The sequence below is a fragment of the uncultured Planktomarina sp. genome (assembly GCA_943788425.1).
In the GTDB taxonomy this organism is placed as follows: Bacteria; Pseudomonadota; Alphaproteobacteria; order Rhodobacterales; family Rhodobacteraceae; genus Planktomarina.
On sequence record CALSQF010000001.1, the window covers coordinates 1 to 17,944 of the forward strand.

Below are 17,944 nucleotides of genomic sequence, written 5' to 3' on the forward strand. Positions count from 1 at the left end.
AGAGAGCTGACGCCGTTCACAGGCAGGGTGACAGAGCCGAGCCATATGCGCAGGGGCGCAAGAACGCCTTTAAGGGTCGCATGGGCGAGTACCGCAAAGACGATCAGAACGGTGAGCGCCCGAAGATTGCCAGAGCCTGTCAGCACCGTGAGGCGCGAGATGCACCCTCGGGTGAGCACCATACCCATACCGAACATCACACCTCCGGTGAGGATTGCCAGAATGGGAAGATCGCTGTCCATTAAACGGTGATCGGTAAAGGCGATATAACCTGTCAGGGTCAGCAACTGCGTGACCAGAACAGCCGTTCCTAAGGCGACAAACCAAAGACCGCGTGCATTTTGGCCTGCGTTACCTGCACCGACAACGGCGCTGCGAAAGCAAAACTTGAGATGATGCGCAATCGCGCCGAACAGCGCCCCAAGGACCAATGCCAGGATCATTGATGCCTGGGTAGGGTTAAGGTTTTCAAAGCCGAGTTGTTCAAACATATCAAACACCTTTTGTCGTTTGATGATCGTTTGCCCCCAAAAACACAGAGATGCAAATGCGGCTGAGGTGATGAAATTCTGGCGCGCGCGGGATACTAGGAATAGAGTTCTGCAGGCCGGCTCGACCCCAGAACCGAAGCAAAGTCAGGCAAGTGAGATGCAGAAATTTTGTCCTAATTGCGGTGGAGGGAGATATATTGCGGCAGCAACAGCTTCAATCGATTTGATGAAACCCTTGAATCAATTGGCGCAGCCCGATAGCCGCGCCAATCACGATGCAAATGAGGGTCACAGGTGCACTATAGGCGAGGGTAGAGAATGCGGATAATCCCTGTCCCACACTGCATCCGAAGGCCAAGACCGAGCCGACGCCCATAAGCGCCGCTCCAAAGATTTGCCGGCGCAACTCGCGCGCATCGTCACAGGCCTCCCAACGGAAGTGACCCTTGAATATGGAGCCGATAAATGCGCCAATTAAGACGCCTAAGACCGATCCTGTGGCAAAGCTGACAGAATTGCCGCTGGCACTCATCAAGTAGATCAGGCTTTCTCCAATAGGGGCAGAGAAGGTATGGGTGACGACAGGCAGCTCTTCAAAACCATGAGTGGCGATCCATTGTGTGCCAATCCACCCAGACACGATAGCCCCCGCAACCAGCGTGCCCCACATCAATGTTTTGGGATGTTGCCAAACAGGACGACTGGCCGCAGCGAAGGCAAAGATGACAATCCCGATGGCCATCCCGATCCACGTTAGGGACAGCCCGATTTGCTGGGACAGCGCGAAAGCAATGCTGGGCGGGGTAGGGGCGGCACTGCCGCCGCCGAAGATCCAAATGCGCATATAGGCCAAGGGGCCGGCAATTGTCATATAGGCGAAGATGCCCATGACCAGAACAATGATAAAGGCACGGATATCCCCGCCGCCAAGTCGGGCCAATGCGCCATAGCCACAATTTCCCGCAAGGGCCATACCGTAGCCGAAGGCGAGGCCGCCCGCTATGCTGGCCCATGGGTTCCAAGTTGCGGAGAGATAGATCGAATTGGTCAGATCGACCCAGCCAAGCGCTTGGGCGGCGAAACTGGCCGTAATCGACACGCCAATGGCAATGCCCCACATGCGCACGCGCTCAACACTGCCGCCATAAAAAAGATCTTCCAGAGCGCCGAGGGTGCAAAACCGGCCAATGCGGGCAGCGAGCCCAAGAACCACCCCACCAGCCAGGCCGATCCATGCGACAATTACCGGTTCTGACAGTATGTCCAGCATGTCATTACCCTAGGATCCGCGGCAAAATAGATCATAGACGACCTCCATGATCTGCGTGGAGCGTTTGTCGGTCAAGCTGTAATAAATCACCTTGCCTTCGCGGCGTGGGGTTACGAGCCCCTCCATCCGTAGGCGCGACAATTGCTGCGACACAGCAGCTTGGCGGGCCGAGAGCAGTTCTTCAAGATCCGTGACTGATTTTTCACCAGACGCGAGATAGCACAGGATCATCAACCGCCCTTCATGGCTGATCGCTTTGAGGAAGTTTGCAGCTCGAACCGCGTTACTTGCCATTTTGTCCATATCTTCAGGACAAATATTCTTATCAAAAACTGGCAAAGCCATGGTCGTGTTCTGCCTCATAAGTCATACTTTTTAAACTGTGTGACATATAAGACCCTCAAGGGTCAATAACACGAATTTCATGGGCGCGTGGGCTCATCGGCAGCGATCAGCATCTGACCCAGCAGGCCCCAAAAGAAATCTTCCCCAGGGTAACCTTCGATCCGGGAGGCTTCAACCCCATCCACCATCAGCACAAAGGTTGGCGTAAAATGCAGGCTGCGGGTAAATTGCAACTCTGCTGGCAGGGTCTCATGCAGATCCAAGCGCAAAAGCGGCGCGGCGCGGCCTTCCGGGGTTTTGGGATAAATTGGGCCAATTTCTTCATTCCAGAGGGCACACCACACACAGCCCTCTTCCTCGGCCATAATCAAGCGTGTCTCTGCCATAGCTGGTAGGGCAAGAATTGCAAGGGTGAGGCTCAGTGCTTTCGTCCACATTTGGAAATTGACCTTTCGTATTCACAAACTGTAATATGAAATTATCAAATTGCAATATAGGCGGCCCGCTATGTTCGACATTTCCATCGTTTCAGCATTTTTTGCGGGTCTTTTATCCTTTGTTTCTCCCTGTATTTTGCCAATTGTACCTTTCTATCTCAGTTATTTGGCTGGGGTTGGGATGAACCAAATCAACAGCGACTCACAGATCGAAGCGGCCACGCGGCGCCGTGCCGTGCTTGCGGCGATGTTTTTTGCCGCTGGGGTGATCACGATTTTCATGGGTTTGGGAGCGGCTGCGACCACCTTTGGGCAAGTGGTGCGAGAATATTTTGATATTCTACGTTTGGTGGCAGCCGCCATTATCATCACGATGGGCTTACATTTCCTTGGGTTGATCAAGATTGCTTTGCTTTATCGACAGGTGAGTTTTGATACCTCGAAAATGTCTCATCTCAGCCTGGCCGGTTCCTATGTGGTCGGTCTGGCCTTTGCTTTTGGCTGGACCCCCTGTGTCGGTCCGGTTCTTGCGGCGATTTTATTTACCGCGGCGGGTGCGGAAACCGCTTGGAATGGGGCGTTGCTGCTCTTGACCTATGGGCTGGGCATGACGTTACCCTTCATCATCGCGGCTTTGTTTATTGCCCCATTCATGCGCTGGATGGCGCGGTTTCGACGGCACTTGGCCTTGGTGGAAAGAGCCATGGGGGTGTTTTTGATTCTCTTTGGATTGCTTATCGCGACAAACTCTATGAACTATATTGCGCAATGGATGTTAGAACTTGTGCCCAGTTTTGGGCGCATCGGATAGGAAGGGACTGCCATGAAACGTTTAATTTTGATCGCCGCTGCTGTTTTCATGAGTGCGACCATGGGTTTTGCCGAAATGGGCGACGATGGTTTGCATAAAGCGCCATGGATGCGAGACACGTTTAAAGATCTGTCAGAGGATCTGGCCGATGCCAACGCCGAAGGCAAACGACTCATGGTCATCATTGAGCAAAGAGGCTGTATCTATTGCAAGAAAATGCATCAGGACGTTTTTCCCGTTGCCAAAATCGCCGATTACATCGAGGAAAATTTCTTTGTTGTGCAGATAAATATGTTCGGAGACGTCGAAGTCACGGACTTTGACGGCACCATATTGCCCGAAAAAGAGATGGTTCGCCGCTGGGGCGCATTGTTTACTCCGTCGATCATGTTTTTTCCTGAAGAGGTGGCCGAGGATGTTTCGGCCAATCAGGCTGCTGTAGCCACCATGCCCGGTGCTTTTACAAAACATACAACATTCAATATGTTAAATTGGATTATTGAACATGGCTACGCCGGCGACGAGAGTTTTCAAAAGTACCATGCCCGCAAATTTGCCGAGCAAAGTTAGCAGTTTTCGAGGCCCGTTTCGAGGCTCGTTGGAAATAATAAATTCATTAAAGTGAATTTGTGGTTGATTGATACCCTGTTGGTAGACTACCGTACACATAAATAAAAAAGTGTTTCGGGAGGACGCATGAGAAATATTTTTACAATCGCCGCCGTGTCGGTGTTGAGTGTCACAAGCGCTGTTGCGGAAACTGTTCCGAGTAATGTCGCGTTTGAGGATGGCTCTGTGATGGCCTCTTTGAGCGGTTCTGCTGGGGATGCTGCCGTAGGTCGGAAAACCTTTATGAACCGCAAATTGGGCAACTGCCTTGCCTGTCATACGAATGATGACATGCCCGAGCAGCAATTCCATGGTGAAGTCGGCCCGCCATTGACCGGCGTTGGTGATCGCTGGGAAGAAGCTGAATTGCGTGGGATAGTCGTCAACGCAAAGATGATGTTCGAGGGAACGATCATGCCGGCGTTTTACATCGACAGCGGCTATGAGCGCCCGCTCAAGAAGTTTGATGGCAAATCGATCCTGACAGCCCAACAAGTTGAAGATGTGGTGGCATATCTTTTGACCCTTAAAGACTAAAGATCTGAATAAGATCAGGGAGACACAACATGGAATTTACGAGACGAAACATTTTGGCCCTCGGATCCGGCGCTTTTGCGGCCGCGAGTTTCGCGGGTATGCCAGCCTTTGCATCGAAAACAGATGATGCGATTGCGGCCTTTACTGGCGGTGCCAGCGTCACAGAGGGCGGCATTGATCTGACTGCCCCAGAAATTGCAGAGAATGGCAATACTGTGCCGGTATCGGTCAGCGCACCCGGCGCGGTGTCCATCATGCTTTTGGCGACAGGCAACCCAACGCCAGCGGTCGCCACATTTAACTATGGTCCAATGGCGGGCACGCGCTCCGGTGCGACGCGCATTCGTTTGGCAAAGACCCAAGACGTGGTTGCTGTTGCAAAAATGGCAGACGGCTCATTCCGCACGGCGGGTGCAACTGTAAAAGTAACAATCGGCGGCTGCGGCGGCTAAACTCAGAATTTAAGGAGAAGTACTGATGGCGAAAGGTGTAAAACCACGCGTTAAGGTTCCAAAATCGGCCGCAGCAGGTGATGTGATCACGATCAAGACTTTGATCAGCCATAAGATGGAATCTGGTGTGCGCAAAGATGGCGATGGAAACATCATCCCGCGCTCAATCATCAATCGGTTTGTCGCCGATTTTAATGGACAAAATATCATCGACGTGACTTTGGAACCTGCTATTTCCACAAATCCATACTTCCAATTTGAAGCCATGGTGCCCGAAGCCGGTGAGTTCAAATTCACATGGTATGACGATGATGGTTCTGTCTATGAGACCTCAAAGAAAATAAAAATAGCCTAATATCTTGTGGTCTAGGGAGGACTGAAAATGAAATTCAAGACTTTACTAACGAGTGCGGCCATTGTGGCTTTGTCCGCTGGGTTTGCGTCTGCACAAGACGACTCAATATTGGCGGTGGATGGGGATGTTATCAAGACTCGCGCGGCTGCACCGGCCTTTGCTGAGAACCTTGATACGGTCTATTCTGGATGGCACTTTAGAATTGGCGAAACCCAGTCGCTGCAAATGGATGATTTTGAAAATCCTGCTTTCGTGTTTGTTGATCAAGGCATTGATTTGTTTGACAAGGTTGAAGGGTCTGAGGGCAAGGCCTGCGCAAGCTGTCATGAAGATGTGGCCGATTTTGCGGGCCTGCGCCCAACTCTGCCACGGGTTGAAAATGGTGAATTGGTCACCATGGAAAACCTGGTCAATGAGTGCCGCACAGAGCGCATGGGGGCGGAGCCTTGGAAGTATACCGGTGGTCAAATGACGGCTGTGACTGCTTTGATTGGTCTGCAATCGCGTGGCATGTCGATCAATGTTGCGGTTGATGGTGATGCGGCACCTTTCTTTGAAGAGGGTAAGGACCTCTATTACCAGCGTGTTGGTCAATTAGATATGTCCTGCTCAAATTGTCATGAAGACAATTATGGTGTCATGATCCGCGCCGATCACCTGAGCCAAGGTCAAATAAACGGCTTTCCAACCTATAGGTTGAAAAATGCTAAATTGAACTCGGCCCATGCGCGTTTCAAAGGCTGTATGTCCAACATTCGTGCAACACCGTTCAAAGTGGGCGGCGACGAGTTTAAGGCTCTTGAGCTCTATCTCGCAGCTCGCGGCAATGGTCTATCTGTTGAGACCCCATCGGTCCGCAACTAATATAAATTCCGGAGAACCCATGTCCTATGAGGGGCCATGGGTTCTTTCACAGTTAAACGAATTCAATATCGTGCATATGTAGCGCGGATGTGAGGACCGAAATGATATCTCGTCGTGATTTTTTGCAAACCAGTATGGCCGCCGCCGCGCTTTACGGTGGATCTGGCTTCGGCAACTGGGGGCGACTGGCTGCACAGCAGTCGCTGACGCAAAGCAAGTTGCTTGAATTTGAGCCCTTCGGCAATGTCTCTTTAATCCATGTCACAGATATTCATGCTCAGATGAAGCCGATTTTCTTCCGCGAACCGGAGATCAATATCGGTGTTGGCGCCAACCGCGGACAGGTGCCACATGTCACCGGGGCGGATTTTCGCAAGCTCTATGGAATTCATGACGGCAGCGCCTCGGCCTATGCGCTGACCTACGATGATTTTTCCGCTCTGGCCAAGGGCTATGGGCGCGTGGGTGGATTGGATCGTGTCGCCACTGTCATCAACCATATCCGCGCCGAGCGCCCGGATGCTTTGCTGCTGGATGGCGGGAGATACTTGGCATGGCTCTTACACCTGCCACAAGACCGCCGGGCCAGGATATGGTCAATGTCATGAATGCTTTGCGCCCCGATGCGATGACCTTCCACTGGGAGTTCACCCTGGGCAGCGAGCGGGTCAATGAGATTGTCGAAGGCCTGCCTTTCGCGGCTTTGGGCCAGAACATATCTTTGACAGCGAATGGGATGAGCCGACCGATATGTTCCCGCCCTATAAGTTCTTTGAAACCGGTGGGGTGAAGGTTGCTGTGATTGGTCAGGCTTTCCCCTATATGCCCATCGCCAATCCAGGGTGGATGTTCCCAGAATATGCCTTCGGTATCCGCGATGAGAACATGCAAATGATGGTGGATGAAGTGCGCGCCAAGGGGGCGGATTTGGTGGTCTGTTTAAGTCACAACGGCTTTGATGTGGATAAACAAATGGCCGGCATTGTGGCAGGAATTGATGTGATCCTGTCTGGCCATACGCATGACGCTTTGCCCGAGCCGCTTTTGGTGGGCAAAACCATCATCGTGGCGTCGGGCTCTAATGGTAAATTCGTCAGCCGTGTTGATCTGGATGTGCGCAACGGGCAGATGATGGGTTTCCGTCACAAGCTGATCCCGATCTTTTCAGATGTGATTGAGCCAGATGCAGAGGTTGCAAAAGTTATCGACGCACAGCGCGCCCCCTATGAGAGTGAGCTGCGTGAAGTCATTGGCCGCACTGCAGAAAATCAAACACTTTACCGCCGTGGAAATTTCAACGGTACATGGGATGATCTCATTTGCAACGCATTGATCGAAGAGCGGGACGCAGATATCGCCTTGTCGCCCGGCGTGCGCTGGGGGCCATCAATCTTACCGGGCCAAGATATTACCCGTGAAGATATTTGGAACGTTACTTCAATGTCTTATGGAGAGGCCTATCGTACAGAGATGACCGGTGAATTCCTGCATATTGTCTTGGAAGATGTCGCCGATAATTTGTTCAACCCGGATCCCTACTATCAGCAAGGCGGGGATATGGTGCGGGTGGGGGGCCTTGGCTATCGGATCGATATCAACAAACCCCAGGGTCAGCGGATCACTGAAATGACTTTGTTGAAAACAGGCGAGAAGATCGAGGCTGCGAAAACCTATACGATCGCCGGTTGGGCCAGCGTCAACGAAGGCACTGAGGGGCCACAAATTTGGGATGTGGTGGAAAACCATATCCGCAAGCAAGGGACGATCTTACTGGATCCGAACAACTCAGTTGAGGTTATCGGGGCCTAAGGCGGCCCTGTATGATTGAAGGAAATTACCATGTCGAACCATACCGTCAAACAGCCATCCCGCCGGGCGTTCTTAGGGGGCGCTGCTGCGATTGGGGCAGGGGTTGTGACCTCCTCCGCCGCGCAAGCGCAAGCCGCTGACCCTTTGATCGTCAATCCACAAGATTGGGCACAAAGCTTCGGTGATGGCGTGGATGCCACACCCTATGGATTGCCGATTGAATATGAGGCGGATGTCATTCGTCGTAACGTGGAATGGTTGACCGCCGATACGGTCAGTTCGATCAATTTTACGCCCATTCATGCACTCGACGGCACAATCACGCCGCAGGGCTGTGCCTTTGAGCGTCACCACTCTGGCGCGATTGATCTCAAGAAAAGCGATTACCGTTTGATGATTAACGGGCTGGTCGATACGCCCTTGGTGTTCACTTATGAAGATCTGGAGCGTTTTCCACGGGAAAATCATGTGTATTTCTGTGAGTGTGCGGCCAATACTGGCATGGAATGGGCCGGTGCGCAGCTTAACGGTGCACAGTTTACCCATGGCATGATCCATAACATGGAATATACCGGTGTGCCTCTGCGCCTGCTGTTGCAGGAGGCCGGTTATGACACCTCTGGCAAATGGGTCTTTGTGGAAGGCGCGGATGCGTCATCGAATGGTCGATCCATTCCGATGGAAAAGGCTCTGGATGATGTTTTGGTCGCCTTCAAGGCCAATGGCGAAGCCCTGCGCAAGGAGCATGGCTATCCGGTCCGCTTGGTGGTGCCCGGTTGGGAGGGCAATATGTGGGTCAAATGGATTCGCCGGATTGAAGTGACAAATGAGCCGGTAGAATCCCGTGAGGAAACATCAAAATATACCGACACGCTTGAAGACGGCACCAGTCGGAAATGGACATGGGCAATGGATGCAAAATCGGTTGTGACCTCTCCAAGCCCACAAGCCCCCATCACCCATGGCCAAGGGCCTTTGGTGATCACTGGGCTTGCTTGGTCTGGAAATGGGGCCATCACCCGTGTGGATGTGTCCAGAGATGGGGGCAAAACCTGGGAAACTGCGCGCTTGGCCAAGCCTGGCGAGAAAATGGCGCTCACCCGCTTTTATCTGGATGTGGATTGGGATGGTTCTGAAATGCTTTTGCAATCACGCGCCATGGATGAAACGGGCTATGTGCAGCCGACGAAAGCGCAGTTGCGAGAGGTCCGCGGTCTCAACTCAATCTATCACAACAATTGCATTCAAACTTGGTGGGTGCGTGAAAACGGGGAGGCAGAAAATGTCGAAGTATCTTAAGTCCTTAACCATCGCATTGGCCGCTTCCTGCCTGACCGCGCCTGTTATGGCTGAAAAATTTGGTCTTGGTCGAGCTGCTTTGCCTGCTGAAATTGCCGCCTGGGATTGGGACATCAATGCTACGGGCGATGGCCTGCCTGTGGGCTCCGGTGACGTGCTGGATGGTGAAGAAATTTTTGCCGAAAAATGTGCTGCTTGCCATGGAGATTTTGCCGAAGGAGTCGACAATTGGCCAAAATTGGCGGGGGGAGCAGATACGCTTGACCATGAGGATCCGTTGAAGACTGTGGGATCCTACTGGCCGCATTTGACGACCGCCTATGATTATATCAAACGCTCGATGCCCTATGGTAACGCGGGTACATTAAGCGATGATGAAGTCTATGCGATTGTCGCTTATATTTTGTATTCCAACGACTTGATCGAGGAAGATTTCGTGTTGTCGAATGAAAACTTCATGGAATTCAAGATGCCAAATGTGGGTGGTTTTATCGTGGATAACCGCGCTGAGGCGGAATATGCGATTTGGTCTGGCGAGCCTTGCATGACAGCTTGCAAAGACAGTGTTGCGATCACCATGCGCGCATTGGTCTTGGACGTGACCCCTGAGCTGGATGGAAATACAGCCACCACAGCGGTCAGTGCCACCGCCGCACCAGAACCTGCCCCGGAGCCCGCGGCTCCAACGATTGATATGGAGCTGGCGGCTGCCGGTAAGAAAGTGTTCAAGAAGTGCAAATCTTGCCATCAGGTCGGTGAGAAAGCCAAAAACCGCTCTGGCCCCGTTCTCAATGGGATTGTGGGCGCCGCCGCGGGATCTGTGGACGGATTTAAATATTCTAAGGCGCTGCGCGTTGCGGCTCAGGATGGGCTAATGTGGTCAGAAGTGGAATTGGCCGCCTTCTTGGCGAAACCAAAAGCCTATCTCAAGGGCACAAAAATGTCCTTCGCTGGGCTGCGTAAGGAGGCAGATCAAACGGCGGTGATCGAATACTTGAAAACCTTCGAGTAAGACGTAGGATGATATTGTGATTTTCAGTGGGCTTTTTCGCTGAAAATTATTTTTAATCAGGTGGATACGAGATGAAACTTATTCTGAAACTTTCAGCAGTTTTGCTGTCTTGCGTGATTGGGGCTGCGGCCATGGCGCAGGACGGGCTTGCCGATCATAAGCTGGCGCTGCAAATCAGCGACAATAACCCACAAAAAATGAACACCGTGTTGAATGTGGCCGCCAATGTGGTGCGCCATTATGAAGGGCTTGGTGAGACAATCGAGGTGCGTGTCGTGGCTTTTAACGCTGGGCTGCATATGCTGCGGGAAGACACATCGCCGGTTCTGGAACGACTCCAGAGCTTCAGCGCCTCGATGCCAAACGTGAGTTTTGCCGCCTGTGCCAATACGATTTCCGGCATGACGAAAAAAGAGGGCAAAGCGCCGCCAATTGTGGCCATGGCGGAGACGGTTCCAGCGGGTGTCGTAGATCTGATGACCCTTGATGAAGATGGTTGGACCTTGGTGCGCCCATAGGCAGGCCACCCAGAGCGAGGCAGGGAGAGATTATGCGCAACATATGTTTTGGGTTCGGACTGTCCCTCAATCTGTCTCGTCATCTGGCCGTCGCTTTGGCCCTCAGTTTTGCGGCACCCGTTATGGCACAATCTCAGGCGATCACCTATGCTTTTGATGGCTCTTTCGATGATGCGACCTTTAGTGTCGAGAGCGCGATTTTAGATGCGGGTTTGGTGATCGATTACGTCAGCCACACAGGTGAGATGCTTGAACGCACCGGTCAAGATCTTGGTCGTGAGGTTAAGATTTTTGATGCTGCGGATATCTTTTTGTTTTGTTCTGCGGTGTTGTCGCGCAGGATGATGGAAGCTGATCCAATGAATATAGCGCATTGTCCTTATTCGATTTTTGTTACTGATCGAGAAGGCCAAGTGTTGATTGGATATCGCAGATACCCCGATGGAATTATGCAAGAAGTTCAAGCGTTGCTCGACGCCTTGGTACAAGACGCGCTTGGAGATTGACATGAATTACGACGCATTTTTCAAAACATCCCTAGAGACATTGCGCGCAAGCGGTGACTATCGCGTGTTTGCCAATTTGGAGCGCCATAATGGCAATTTCCCTCATGCAACCTCGCTTGGGCAGGACAATCCGCAGGAGGTGACGATTTGGTGCTCCAACGATTATCTCGGCATGGGGCAGCATCCCGATGTGTTAGATGCCATGCATGCGGCGATTGACTCATGTGGCGCGGGGGCAGGCGGCACACGCAACATCTCTGGCACCACCGACTATCACGTTCAGCTTGAAGAAGAATTGGCGGATCTGCATGGCAAGCCTGCCGCACTATTATTTACCTCCGGTTATGTGTCAAACTGGGCGGCACTTGGCACTTTGGCGGCGCGTATTCCGGACTGCTTGGTGCTGTCCGATGCTCTGAATCACGCGTCGATGATTGAAGGCATTCGCCATTCGAAAGCGGAACGACAAATTTGGAAACATAATGATTTGGTCGATCTTGAGGCCAAATTGGCTGCGCAACCTTTGGATCGTCCGAAGCTGATTGCCTTTGAAAGCGTCTATTCCATGGATGGTGACATTGCTCCCATTGCTGAAATTTGTGATCTGGCTGAGAAATACAACGCAATGACCTATCTGGATGAGGTTCATGCAGTGGGGCTCTATGGTCCGCGGGGTGGGGGCATTGCCGAGCAAGAAGGCCTCATGCATCGCGTGACCGCTATTGAGGGCACTTTGGGTAAGGCGTTTGGGGTGGTTGGCGGCTATGTTGCGGCCTCTGCCGAGCTCTGCGACTTCCTCCGCAGTTTCGCCAGTGGTTTCATCTTTACAACGGCGCTGCCGCCGGCTGTTGCAGCGGGTGCAACGGCCTCTGTGCGACATCTAAAAGCGAGCCAGAAGGAGCGTCAGGCCCATGCCGAGCGTGTGGCTGAGGTGCGGGCGCGTTTTGACGCACTTGGTATTCCTCATGTTCAAAATCCGGGTCATATTATACCGGTGATCGTAGGGGATGCAATGAAATGCAAGTTCATATCCGATATCTTGATGAAGGATTATGGCATTTACATTCAACCGATCAACTACCCAACCGTTCCGCGCGGGACCGAGCGTTTGCGTATCACCCCGTCGCCGGTGCATTCTTCCGCCGATATCGACGCTTTGGTTGCGGCATTAAGTGATCTTTGGACACAATGCGAATTGGCTCGCAAACCCATGGCCGCGCAGTAGCGGCGGCCGCTATTCAAATTCCATTTGCTCAAAAACCCGCCCTGCGTTTCTCGTCGCCAATTCTTCAAATGTGTCGAGATGGGTGTAAGGGCTTTGGTCGACATAATAGGCGCCAGCTAAATCGCCGCCGGCGTCAAGATGTTCTCCGACCTTCTCGCGCAGATAGACAAGATAGTCACGGGTGTATCTGCGCACTTGCGCCATATTTGTTGGGTGTCCATGGCCGGGAATGACATAAGTGGCCGCAAGTCTTTCGAACTCTTCTTCCCAAGTCTCTAGCCAATCAATTGTGATGGTATCTTCGAAAATTGGCAGCATGCGCTCATGGAATGCGATGTCACCTGCAATCACCAGGCTTTGCTCAGGCATCCAGACCACGATATCACCCGGGCTATGCGAGGGACCCAGATGCAGTGCTTGGATGTTCATATCGCCAAACGGGACGCGATAAACATCTTCGAAGGTTTCATCCGGCAAAACCACCTGGCTGCCTTGCGCGCGATCTTGCAAACGGTTCTCCGCCCCGCTGAGGCTCTGTCCGCCGCGATCTTCAAACTCATGGGCCGCGTCGATATGGGCGACAATCTTAACTCCCTGATCTGCCCAATAGGAATTTCCGAGCATAGCATGCCCTTGGCCATTCTCATTGATCACAAGTCGCACGGGCTGATCTGTCAGGGTTTTAATCTCCGCATGCAGTGCTGCTGCGAGCAGATAAGAGCCACCAGCATTGATCACCACAACCCCGTCGCCGGTGAGGATGAAACTTAGATTGTTATTATGTCCGGCGTTTTCATAGGTCGAGGGCGCCGTGGCGCCGATCGCGGAAAAGACATGTGGGATCACCTCAACAGGTTTCGAATAGAGCAAAGAGGCGGGATATTGATCTGCGATATCTTCGCTGGCGAGAGCCGGGCTGGCCAGAAGGCTACACAAAACAATTTTTTTCAGCATGATTTAGATCTCCGCGATGAACCTATAACCCTCATTGGCTTTCTCAACTCTGCCAATGCCGCCCTGATTGATATGAAATCCAATGAGCGGCATCTGCTCTGTTGCAATTTGATCAAGCAGGCTGATCCTGCTGGCCGCGCCAGTCTCCCCATCTTGATCGGACCCTGAGATCCAAGCGGGGCGTGCCAGCGCCACATGATCGTTGCCTATGGCATCGCCGACGACCATGGCGGCTTTGCTGCCAGAGCGAATTTCAAAGGCCATATGTCCAGGGGTGTGACCGAAGCTGGCGCGCGCGGCCACTCCGGGTAAAATCTCTTCGCCATCTTTGAAAAATTCAATATTATCTTCAATGGCTTCGAGGCGTCGTTTGGCGCCCACCGCGAAAGGCACGCGGTCGCTGGAAATGTTGTCGACTGTATTGGGATCGATCCAATAGTCCCATTCGGTTTTGCCAATCAGATAGGAAGCTTCGGTAAACAATGGATCATCAAACTCATCGAGCAAGCCCCACAGATGATCTGGGTGCCCGTGGGTAAAGGCCACATCGGTGATGTCTTCGGGGGCCAAGCCAAGCGCGTCCAGCGAGTCGAGCAGCAGCCCGGCCGTAGGAGCGAAATCCGGCCCAGAGCCAACATCAAACAAGATATTGCGATCGCCGGTGCGCAGAAGTGTCACGTTACAAGGTGGGGTAAGCAGCTCGGGCGATTGATCATAGGCCTCCAAAATTGGGCCCAATTCGTCTTGTGGCATTGTGCCAAAGATAAAACTGCCTGGCAGGCGTAGGCTTCCATCGCTGAGCACATCGAGGCGCATATCTCCTAAAGTGAGCTGCGCATGCGCCGTTTGCGGCGCCCAAAGCCCAGCACTGGCGGCCAACGCGGCCCCTCCGCTGGATTTGAGAAAATCACGTCTTGTCATTGGCACAGCTTGGGTTCTCCACTTATTCCACAAATTGAATGTGATGCATGGTTCTTGTTTTTACAAGCCCTGATATCGCTTTCAACCAAACGTTTGTCTTAAGCGCCCGCCAAATACTGATCTCTATCCGTTGCCTTTGCCCGCGAAATTTGCAGCATCTGCCGCAGCGGTCCACACGGCTTTGGCCTTGTTCACAGTCTCTTGGTATTCTGCCTCGGGATCACTGTCATAGACAACGCCGCCGCCGGCCTGTGAATAGAGCTTGCCATCTTTGAGCACAGCTGTTCGCAGCGCGATACAGATGTCCATATCGCCACCAGCAGAGAAATATCCGCAACCGCCGCCGTAAACACCGCGTTTTTCCGGCTCCAACTCATCAATGATTTGCATGGCTCGAACTTTGGGCGCGCCCGAGAGCGTGCCGGCGGGAAGGCCCGCCAACAGTGCAGCCACGGCATCATGCGCCGGATCTAGCTCACCCACGACATTCGAGACGATATGCATCACATGGCTATAACGCTCCACAGTGAATTTTTCTGTCGGGCGCACCGTGCCAATTTTAGCAACCCTGCCAACGTCATTGCGCCCCAGATCTAAGAGCATGAGATGTTCAGCCAGCTCCTTCGGATCCGCCAAGAGGTCAGCTTCTAGGAATTTATCTTCTTCAGCATTGGCGCCGCGTTTTCGCGTGCCGGCGATGGGACGAATCGTAACTTCATTGTCCATCAACCGCACCAGAATCTCCGGGCTTGCGCCGATGATTTGGAAGTCGCCGTAATTAAAAAAGAACATAAATGGCGAGGGGTTCACGCGCCGCAACGCCCGATACATGGCGAAAGGCGGCAATGTGAAGTCTTGCGCCCAGCGTTGGGCCGGCACCACCTGGAAGATATCTCCGGCTTTGATGTAATCCTTCGCTTTTTCAACAGCCGCGAGGTAGCCCTCTTTGGTGAAATTTGACTCGGGCGCACCCACATGCGCCGCTCCGCTGAGTTCTCTATGGGTTGAGCTCACGGGCCGCTCGAGATCACGCAACGCATCCATAACCCGTTCGGCCGCTTGGGCGTAGGCTGCGCGGGCAGAGAGACCCGAGTTGACCCATGCCGGCGAGACAAGCGTCACCTCACCTTTGACGCCATCCAGCACGGCCACAACCGTTGGGCGGATCATGACCGCATCGGGCACGCCGATGGGATCTGGGTTGATATTCGGCAAATGCTCCACCAAGCGGATCATATCATAGCCGAGATAGCCAAAAAGGCCGGCCGCTGCAGCGGGTAAATCAGTCGGCATATCAATGCGGCATTCTGTAATTAATGCGCGCAGCTCATCCAGGGGATTGCCATCCTGTGGCGCAAAACTGTTGCCATCAAACCGGGCTTCACGGTTGAGTTCACTGGCCGTGCCCCGGCAGCGCCAAATCAAATCTGGCTTAAGCCCGACAATGGAATAACGGCCTCTGATTTCTCCGCCGGTGACACTCTCGAGGATAAAACTATCTTTCTGCGCCTCAGACAGTTTGAGCATGACCGAGACGGGCGTGTCGAGATCGGCGGCGAGGCGTGAATAAACCAGCTGATTTTCGCCCGCCTCATATTTGGCGGCAAATTCTTCGTAAGACGGTGTGAGTTCCATTGGGGTTACCCACCGCCCAGCAGGCTGTTGTTGATAGAGCGCAGGGTTGTTGGGTTGATCTCGACATCGACGGCACCGCGCGCAGCGTTGCTGAAGGCTTCGAAGACATCGCGCGCCAGGGTCGTGTCAATGCGATTGCCCAGTATTTTTTGCAGCGATTGCACTTGAGGGTCTTCAAAATCGGCGACATGGATGGCGCGCGGAATGACGATGATCACGCCGTCGCCCGCGTCCAGCACAGAGGCTTTACCCAGCCCTGTTTCAAAAGCCGTTATTACCAAAGCCGGCGGCGTTCCTTCTACGCTGTCACTGCGGTTCATATCGTCTTGTAGATTTTCTGTCAGGCCGAAGCTGGCCAGGGGCGCGGCGAGTGAGACCTGCGGCGCGATGCGGTCGGCCATCGCAAGCAATTGCTGCTGAATTTGTTGGGCTGTCCAGCTTTCGACGGCGGCGTCTTGGACGCTTGCGAGGGGCTGCAACTCTGCGGGCAATTCTCCATCAAGCCGCAGAGCAAAGATTCCAGTATCGCTCAAAGTTTTAAGAGCTGGAAAATCTTCTGCTGTGACAGCGGCCGCAGCGGTCTGAAACTCCTCATAATCAGAGATGTCACCTTCTGATTGCACATGCCAATTCACGGTGGCCAGTTGCAGATCTGTCTCTGCGGCCACATCTTCCAAGGTCGCGCCACCGGCCAAAAGATCATCGACCTGTTCAGCGATATCGGCGATTTGGCTCGTGGCCCGATCTAAAGCAACATCGAGATTCAATTGCGCGCGTACGGCGTCAAAGCTTTGCACATTTCCGTCCAAAATTGCATTAATGCGGAACAATGCAGGGCCCAAGTCCGTCTGCGCTGGACCAATCACACCAGGCTCTTGTACCGAGAACACTACGGGACCAGCTTCGCCCAGTTCTGCTTCTGTCATATCGCCAAGATCGACATCTTGCAGCGTCAAACCGCGGCTCTCGACCACCTCTTCAAAGGTGGTGGCTTGTTCAGTGATGGCCTTCATGGCGTTTGCAGCCATTTCTTGCGAGGGAAAAATCACCCGTTCGACCATCCGGCTCGGCAATTGGATAAATTCATCACTGCGGGCTTCATAGGCGGCGCGTAAGTAGCGCTCCTCAATTTCAATGGCATCTGCCAACATGGCTGGAGTCAGCCAAATATAGCTGATTGATTTGGCAGCTAAGGTTGTGAACTCGAGTGGATTTTCGCTGTGATAGGCGACCAAATCTTCTTCGCTAGGCTCGGGCACCGCACTGACCAATATGTCCTGCGTGAGGCGCGCCCAAGAGAAATCCCGCGTTTCGGCAAGATAGCCGACCAAAGCTTTCGCATAGGCTTGCGGCGCGGTGACCCCCGTGAGAACCGCCTCTTGCAAGATACGGCGCGCAGCGTCTTCGCGCAGGGAGGTTTCAAAATCCTCTTCTTTGAGATTGTTGCGTTGCAAGACTTCCGCGTAAGCTTCACGGTCAAACTCGCCATCAAGCCCTTGGAACGCGGGAATTTCAACCACTTGCTCGCGCACGCGCGCATCACCCGAAGACAGGCCAAGGTCGGTGACCAATTGGTCCAAAGCGCGCGTGCTGATCACCCGGTTCAATGCACGTTGATCGAGGCCAATGGCTTGCATTTCTTGTGGCGTTATAGTGCGGCCAATTTGCTCTTGAAATTGCGCCATTTCGCTTTGCAACGCGTTGCTATAGGAGGAAATGGACACGGTTTTATCGCCCACTTTTCCAAGGCTGCGCTGCGTGCCATTAATACCGGCCGCCCCAAATCCGATCATGCCAAACACCAATAGCCCTACGATAACCCAAACTGCGAGTTTGCTTGCACCAGATTTTTTCTTCGTAGCCATTGGGGCGATCCCTTTAATTTAGTTCCAAA

Annotated in this window: 19 protein-coding genes and 1 pseudogene; 12 read left to right on the forward strand and 8 right to left on the reverse strand. The window is 53.0% G+C overall.

Annotated elements, in window-relative coordinates:
• The 4 genes from ABLW18_RS00005 to ABLW18_RS00020 form a co-directional block, all read right to left on the reverse strand.
• Positions 1–491, reverse strand: a 491-nt coding sequence (locus tag ABLW18_RS00005; protein ID WP_347822861.1) for a YeeE/YedE thiosulfate transporter family protein, incomplete at its 3' end; no start/stop codon positions are given.
• A 214-nt stretch (positions 492–705) separates the two neighbouring features.
• Complete coding sequence (locus tag ABLW18_RS00010) at positions 706–1,761, reverse strand: YeeE/YedE family protein (protein WP_347822862.1); 1,056 nt, start codon at positions 1,759–1,761, stop codon at positions 706–708.
• 9 nt (positions 1,762–1,770) lie between these two features.
• Positions 1,771–2,106 carry a metalloregulator ArsR/SmtB family transcription factor gene (locus ABLW18_RS00015; protein ID WP_271857030.1) on the reverse strand — a complete coding sequence of 112 codons (336 nt, stop codon included), beginning with the start codon at positions 2,104–2,106 and terminating at the stop codon, positions 1,771–1,773.
• 77 nt (positions 2,107–2,183) lie between these two features.
• Positions 2,184–2,543: a hypothetical protein gene (locus ABLW18_RS00020; protein WP_347822863.1), complete on the reverse strand. Its 360-nt coding sequence runs from the start codon at positions 2,541–2,543 to the stop codon at positions 2,184–2,186.
• Positions 2,544–2,613: 70 nt separating this feature from the next.
• On the opposite strand from ABLW18_RS00020, the gene ABLW18_RS00025 reads away from it, so the two are divergent.
• From ABLW18_RS00025 to hemA, 12 genes and pseudogenes are all read left to right on the forward strand, one after another.
• Complete coding sequence (locus tag ABLW18_RS00025) at positions 2,614–3,354, forward strand: cytochrome c biogenesis protein CcdA (protein WP_347822864.1); 741 nt, start codon at positions 2,614–2,616, stop codon at positions 3,352–3,354.
• Positions 3,355–3,414: 60 nt separating this feature from the next.
• Positions 3,415–3,924: a thioredoxin family protein gene (locus tag ABLW18_RS00030; RefSeq protein ID WP_347822865.1), complete on the forward strand. Its 510-nt coding sequence runs from the start codon at positions 3,415–3,417 to the stop codon at positions 3,922–3,924.
• Between the two features lie 126 nt (positions 3,925–4,050).
• Positions 4,051–4,500 carry a sulfur oxidation c-type cytochrome SoxX gene (soxX, locus tag ABLW18_RS00035; protein WP_347822866.1) on the forward strand — a complete coding sequence of 150 codons (450 nt, stop codon included), beginning with the start codon at positions 4,051–4,053 and terminating at the stop codon, positions 4,498–4,500.
• Positions 4,501–4,529: 29 nt separating this feature from the next.
• Positions 4,530–4,952, forward strand: a complete 423-nt coding sequence (gene soxY, locus ABLW18_RS00040; RefSeq protein ID WP_347822867.1) for a thiosulfate oxidation carrier protein SoxY — start codon at positions 4,530–4,532, stop codon at positions 4,950–4,952.
• Positions 4,953–4,977: 25 nt separating this feature from the next.
• Entirely contained in the window at positions 4,978–5,307 is a 330-nt protein-coding gene (soxZ, locus tag ABLW18_RS00045; protein WP_347822868.1) for a thiosulfate oxidation carrier complex protein SoxZ, read from the forward strand.
• Positions 5,308–5,334: 27 nt separating this feature from the next.
• A complete protein-coding gene (gene soxA / locus ABLW18_RS00050) occupies positions 5,335–6,171 on the forward strand; it encodes a sulfur oxidation c-type cytochrome SoxA (RefSeq protein WP_347822869.1) in 837 nt (278 codons plus the stop codon).
• Positions 6,172–6,272: 101 nt separating this feature from the next.
• A pseudogene (gene soxB, locus ABLW18_RS00055) lies at positions 6,273–7,980 on the forward strand (thiosulfohydrolase SoxB).
• A 30-nt stretch (positions 7,981–8,010) separates the two neighbouring features.
• On the forward strand, positions 8,011–9,279 hold the full coding sequence (gene soxC / locus ABLW18_RS00060; protein WP_347822870.1) for a sulfite dehydrogenase: 1,269 nt from the start codon (positions 8,011–8,013) through the stop codon (positions 9,277–9,279).
• Complete coding sequence (locus ABLW18_RS00065; RefSeq protein ID WP_347822871.1) at positions 9,263–10,291, forward strand: c-type cytochrome; 1,029 nt, start codon at positions 9,263–9,265, stop codon at positions 10,289–10,291. Before soxC ends, ABLW18_RS00065 begins: the two co-directional genes overlap by 17 nt.
• A gap of 71 nt (positions 10,292–10,362) precedes the next feature.
• A complete protein-coding gene (locus ABLW18_RS00070; RefSeq protein ID WP_347822872.1) occupies positions 10,363–10,809 on the forward strand; it encodes a hypothetical protein in 447 nt (148 codons plus the stop codon).
• Between the two features lie 122 nt (positions 10,810–10,931).
• Positions 10,932–11,315: a DUF302 domain-containing protein gene (locus ABLW18_RS00075; protein ID WP_347823230.1), complete on the forward strand. Its 384-nt coding sequence runs from the start codon at positions 10,932–10,934 to the stop codon at positions 11,313–11,315.
• A 1-nt stretch (position 11,316) separates the two neighbouring features.
• A complete protein-coding gene (hemA, locus tag ABLW18_RS00080) occupies positions 11,317–12,540 on the forward strand; it encodes a 5-aminolevulinate synthase (protein WP_347822873.1) in 1,224 nt (407 codons plus the stop codon).
• 9 nt (positions 12,541–12,549) lie between these two features.
• Here the strand turns inward: hemA and ABLW18_RS00085 are convergent, their stop codons facing one another.
• The 4 genes from ABLW18_RS00085 to ABLW18_RS00100 all read right to left on the reverse strand — a co-directional run bounded on the left by ABLW18_RS00085 (position 12,550) and on the right by ABLW18_RS00100 (position 17,915).
• Positions 12,550–13,494 carry an MBL fold metallo-hydrolase gene (locus ABLW18_RS00085; protein WP_347822874.1) on the reverse strand — a complete coding sequence of 315 codons (945 nt, stop codon included), beginning with the start codon at positions 13,492–13,494 and terminating at the stop codon, positions 12,550–12,552.
• A 3-nt stretch (positions 13,495–13,497) separates the two neighbouring features.
• Positions 13,498–14,415: an MBL fold metallo-hydrolase gene (locus ABLW18_RS00090; protein ID WP_347822875.1), complete on the reverse strand. Its 918-nt coding sequence runs from the start codon at positions 14,413–14,415 to the stop codon at positions 13,498–13,500.
• Between the two features lie 123 nt (positions 14,416–14,538).
• The gene (gene trpE / locus ABLW18_RS00095) at positions 14,539–16,050 is read right to left on the reverse strand and encodes an anthranilate synthase component I (protein ID WP_347822876.1); all 1,512 of its coding nucleotides are present in this window, start codon (positions 16,048–16,050) and stop codon (positions 14,539–14,541) included.
• Positions 16,051–16,055: 5 nt separating this feature from the next.
• Positions 16,056–17,915 (reverse strand): SurA N-terminal domain-containing protein, encoded by a 1,860-nt coding sequence (locus tag ABLW18_RS00100; RefSeq protein ID WP_347822877.1) that lies wholly within the window; start codon positions 17,913–17,915, stop codon positions 16,056–16,058.
• Positions 17,916–17,944: the final 29 nt, after the last annotated feature.

Bases quoted from the DNA above. Each gene is read 5' to 3' on its own strand.
- ABLW18_RS00010 (WP_347822862.1), bottom strand. From the start codon at position 1,761: ATGCTGGACATACTGTCAGAACCGGTAATTGTCGCATGGATCGGCCTG.
- ABLW18_RS00015 (WP_271857030.1), bottom strand. From the start codon at position 2,106: ATGGCTTTGCCAGTTTTTGATAAGAATATTTGTCCTGAAGATATGGAC.
- ABLW18_RS00020 (WP_347822863.1), bottom strand. From the start codon at position 2,543: ATGTGGACGAAAGCACTGAGCCTCACCCTTGCAATTCTTGCCCTACCA.
- ABLW18_RS00025 (WP_347822864.1), top strand. From the start codon at position 2,614: ATGTTCGACATTTCCATCGTTTCAGCATTTTTTGCGGGTCTTTTATCC.
- ABLW18_RS00030 (WP_347822865.1), top strand. From the start codon at position 3,415: ATGGGTTTTGCCGAAATGGGCGACGATGGTTTGCATAAAGCGCCATGG.
- soxX (WP_347822866.1), top strand. From the start codon at position 4,051: ATGAGAAATATTTTTACAATCGCCGCCGTGTCGGTGTTGAGTGTCACA.
- soxY (WP_347822867.1), top strand. From the start codon at position 4,530: ATGGAATTTACGAGACGAAACATTTTGGCCCTCGGATCCGGCGCTTTT.
- soxZ (WP_347822868.1), top strand. From the start codon at position 4,978: ATGGCGAAAGGTGTAAAACCACGCGTTAAGGTTCCAAAATCGGCCGCA.
- soxA (WP_347822869.1), top strand. From the start codon at position 5,335: ATGAAATTCAAGACTTTACTAACGAGTGCGGCCATTGTGGCTTTGTCC.
- soxC (WP_347822870.1), top strand. From the start codon at position 8,011: ATGTCGAACCATACCGTCAAACAGCCATCCCGCCGGGCGTTCTTAGGG.
- ABLW18_RS00065 (WP_347822871.1), top strand. From the start codon at position 9,263: ATGTCGAAGTATCTTAAGTCCTTAACCATCGCATTGGCCGCTTCCTGC.
- ABLW18_RS00070 (WP_347822872.1), top strand. From the start codon at position 10,363: ATGAAACTTATTCTGAAACTTTCAGCAGTTTTGCTGTCTTGCGTGATT.
- ABLW18_RS00075 (WP_347823230.1), top strand. From the start codon at position 10,932: ATGGCACAATCTCAGGCGATCACCTATGCTTTTGATGGCTCTTTCGAT.
- hemA (WP_347822873.1), top strand. From the start codon at position 11,317: ATGAATTACGACGCATTTTTCAAAACATCCCTAGAGACATTGCGCGCA.
- ABLW18_RS00085 (WP_347822874.1), bottom strand. From the start codon at position 13,494: ATGCTGAAAAAAATTGTTTTGTGTAGCCTTCTGGCCAGCCCGGCTCTC.
- ABLW18_RS00090 (WP_347822875.1), bottom strand. From the start codon at position 14,415: ATGACAAGACGTGATTTTCTCAAATCCAGCGGAGGGGCCGCGTTGGCC.
- trpE (WP_347822876.1), bottom strand. From the start codon at position 16,050: ATGGAACTCACACCGTCTTACGAAGAATTTGCCGCCAAATATGAGGCG.
- ABLW18_RS00100 (WP_347822877.1), bottom strand. From the start codon at position 17,915: ATGGCTACGAAGAAAAAATCTGGTGCAAGCAAACTCGCAGTTTGGGTT.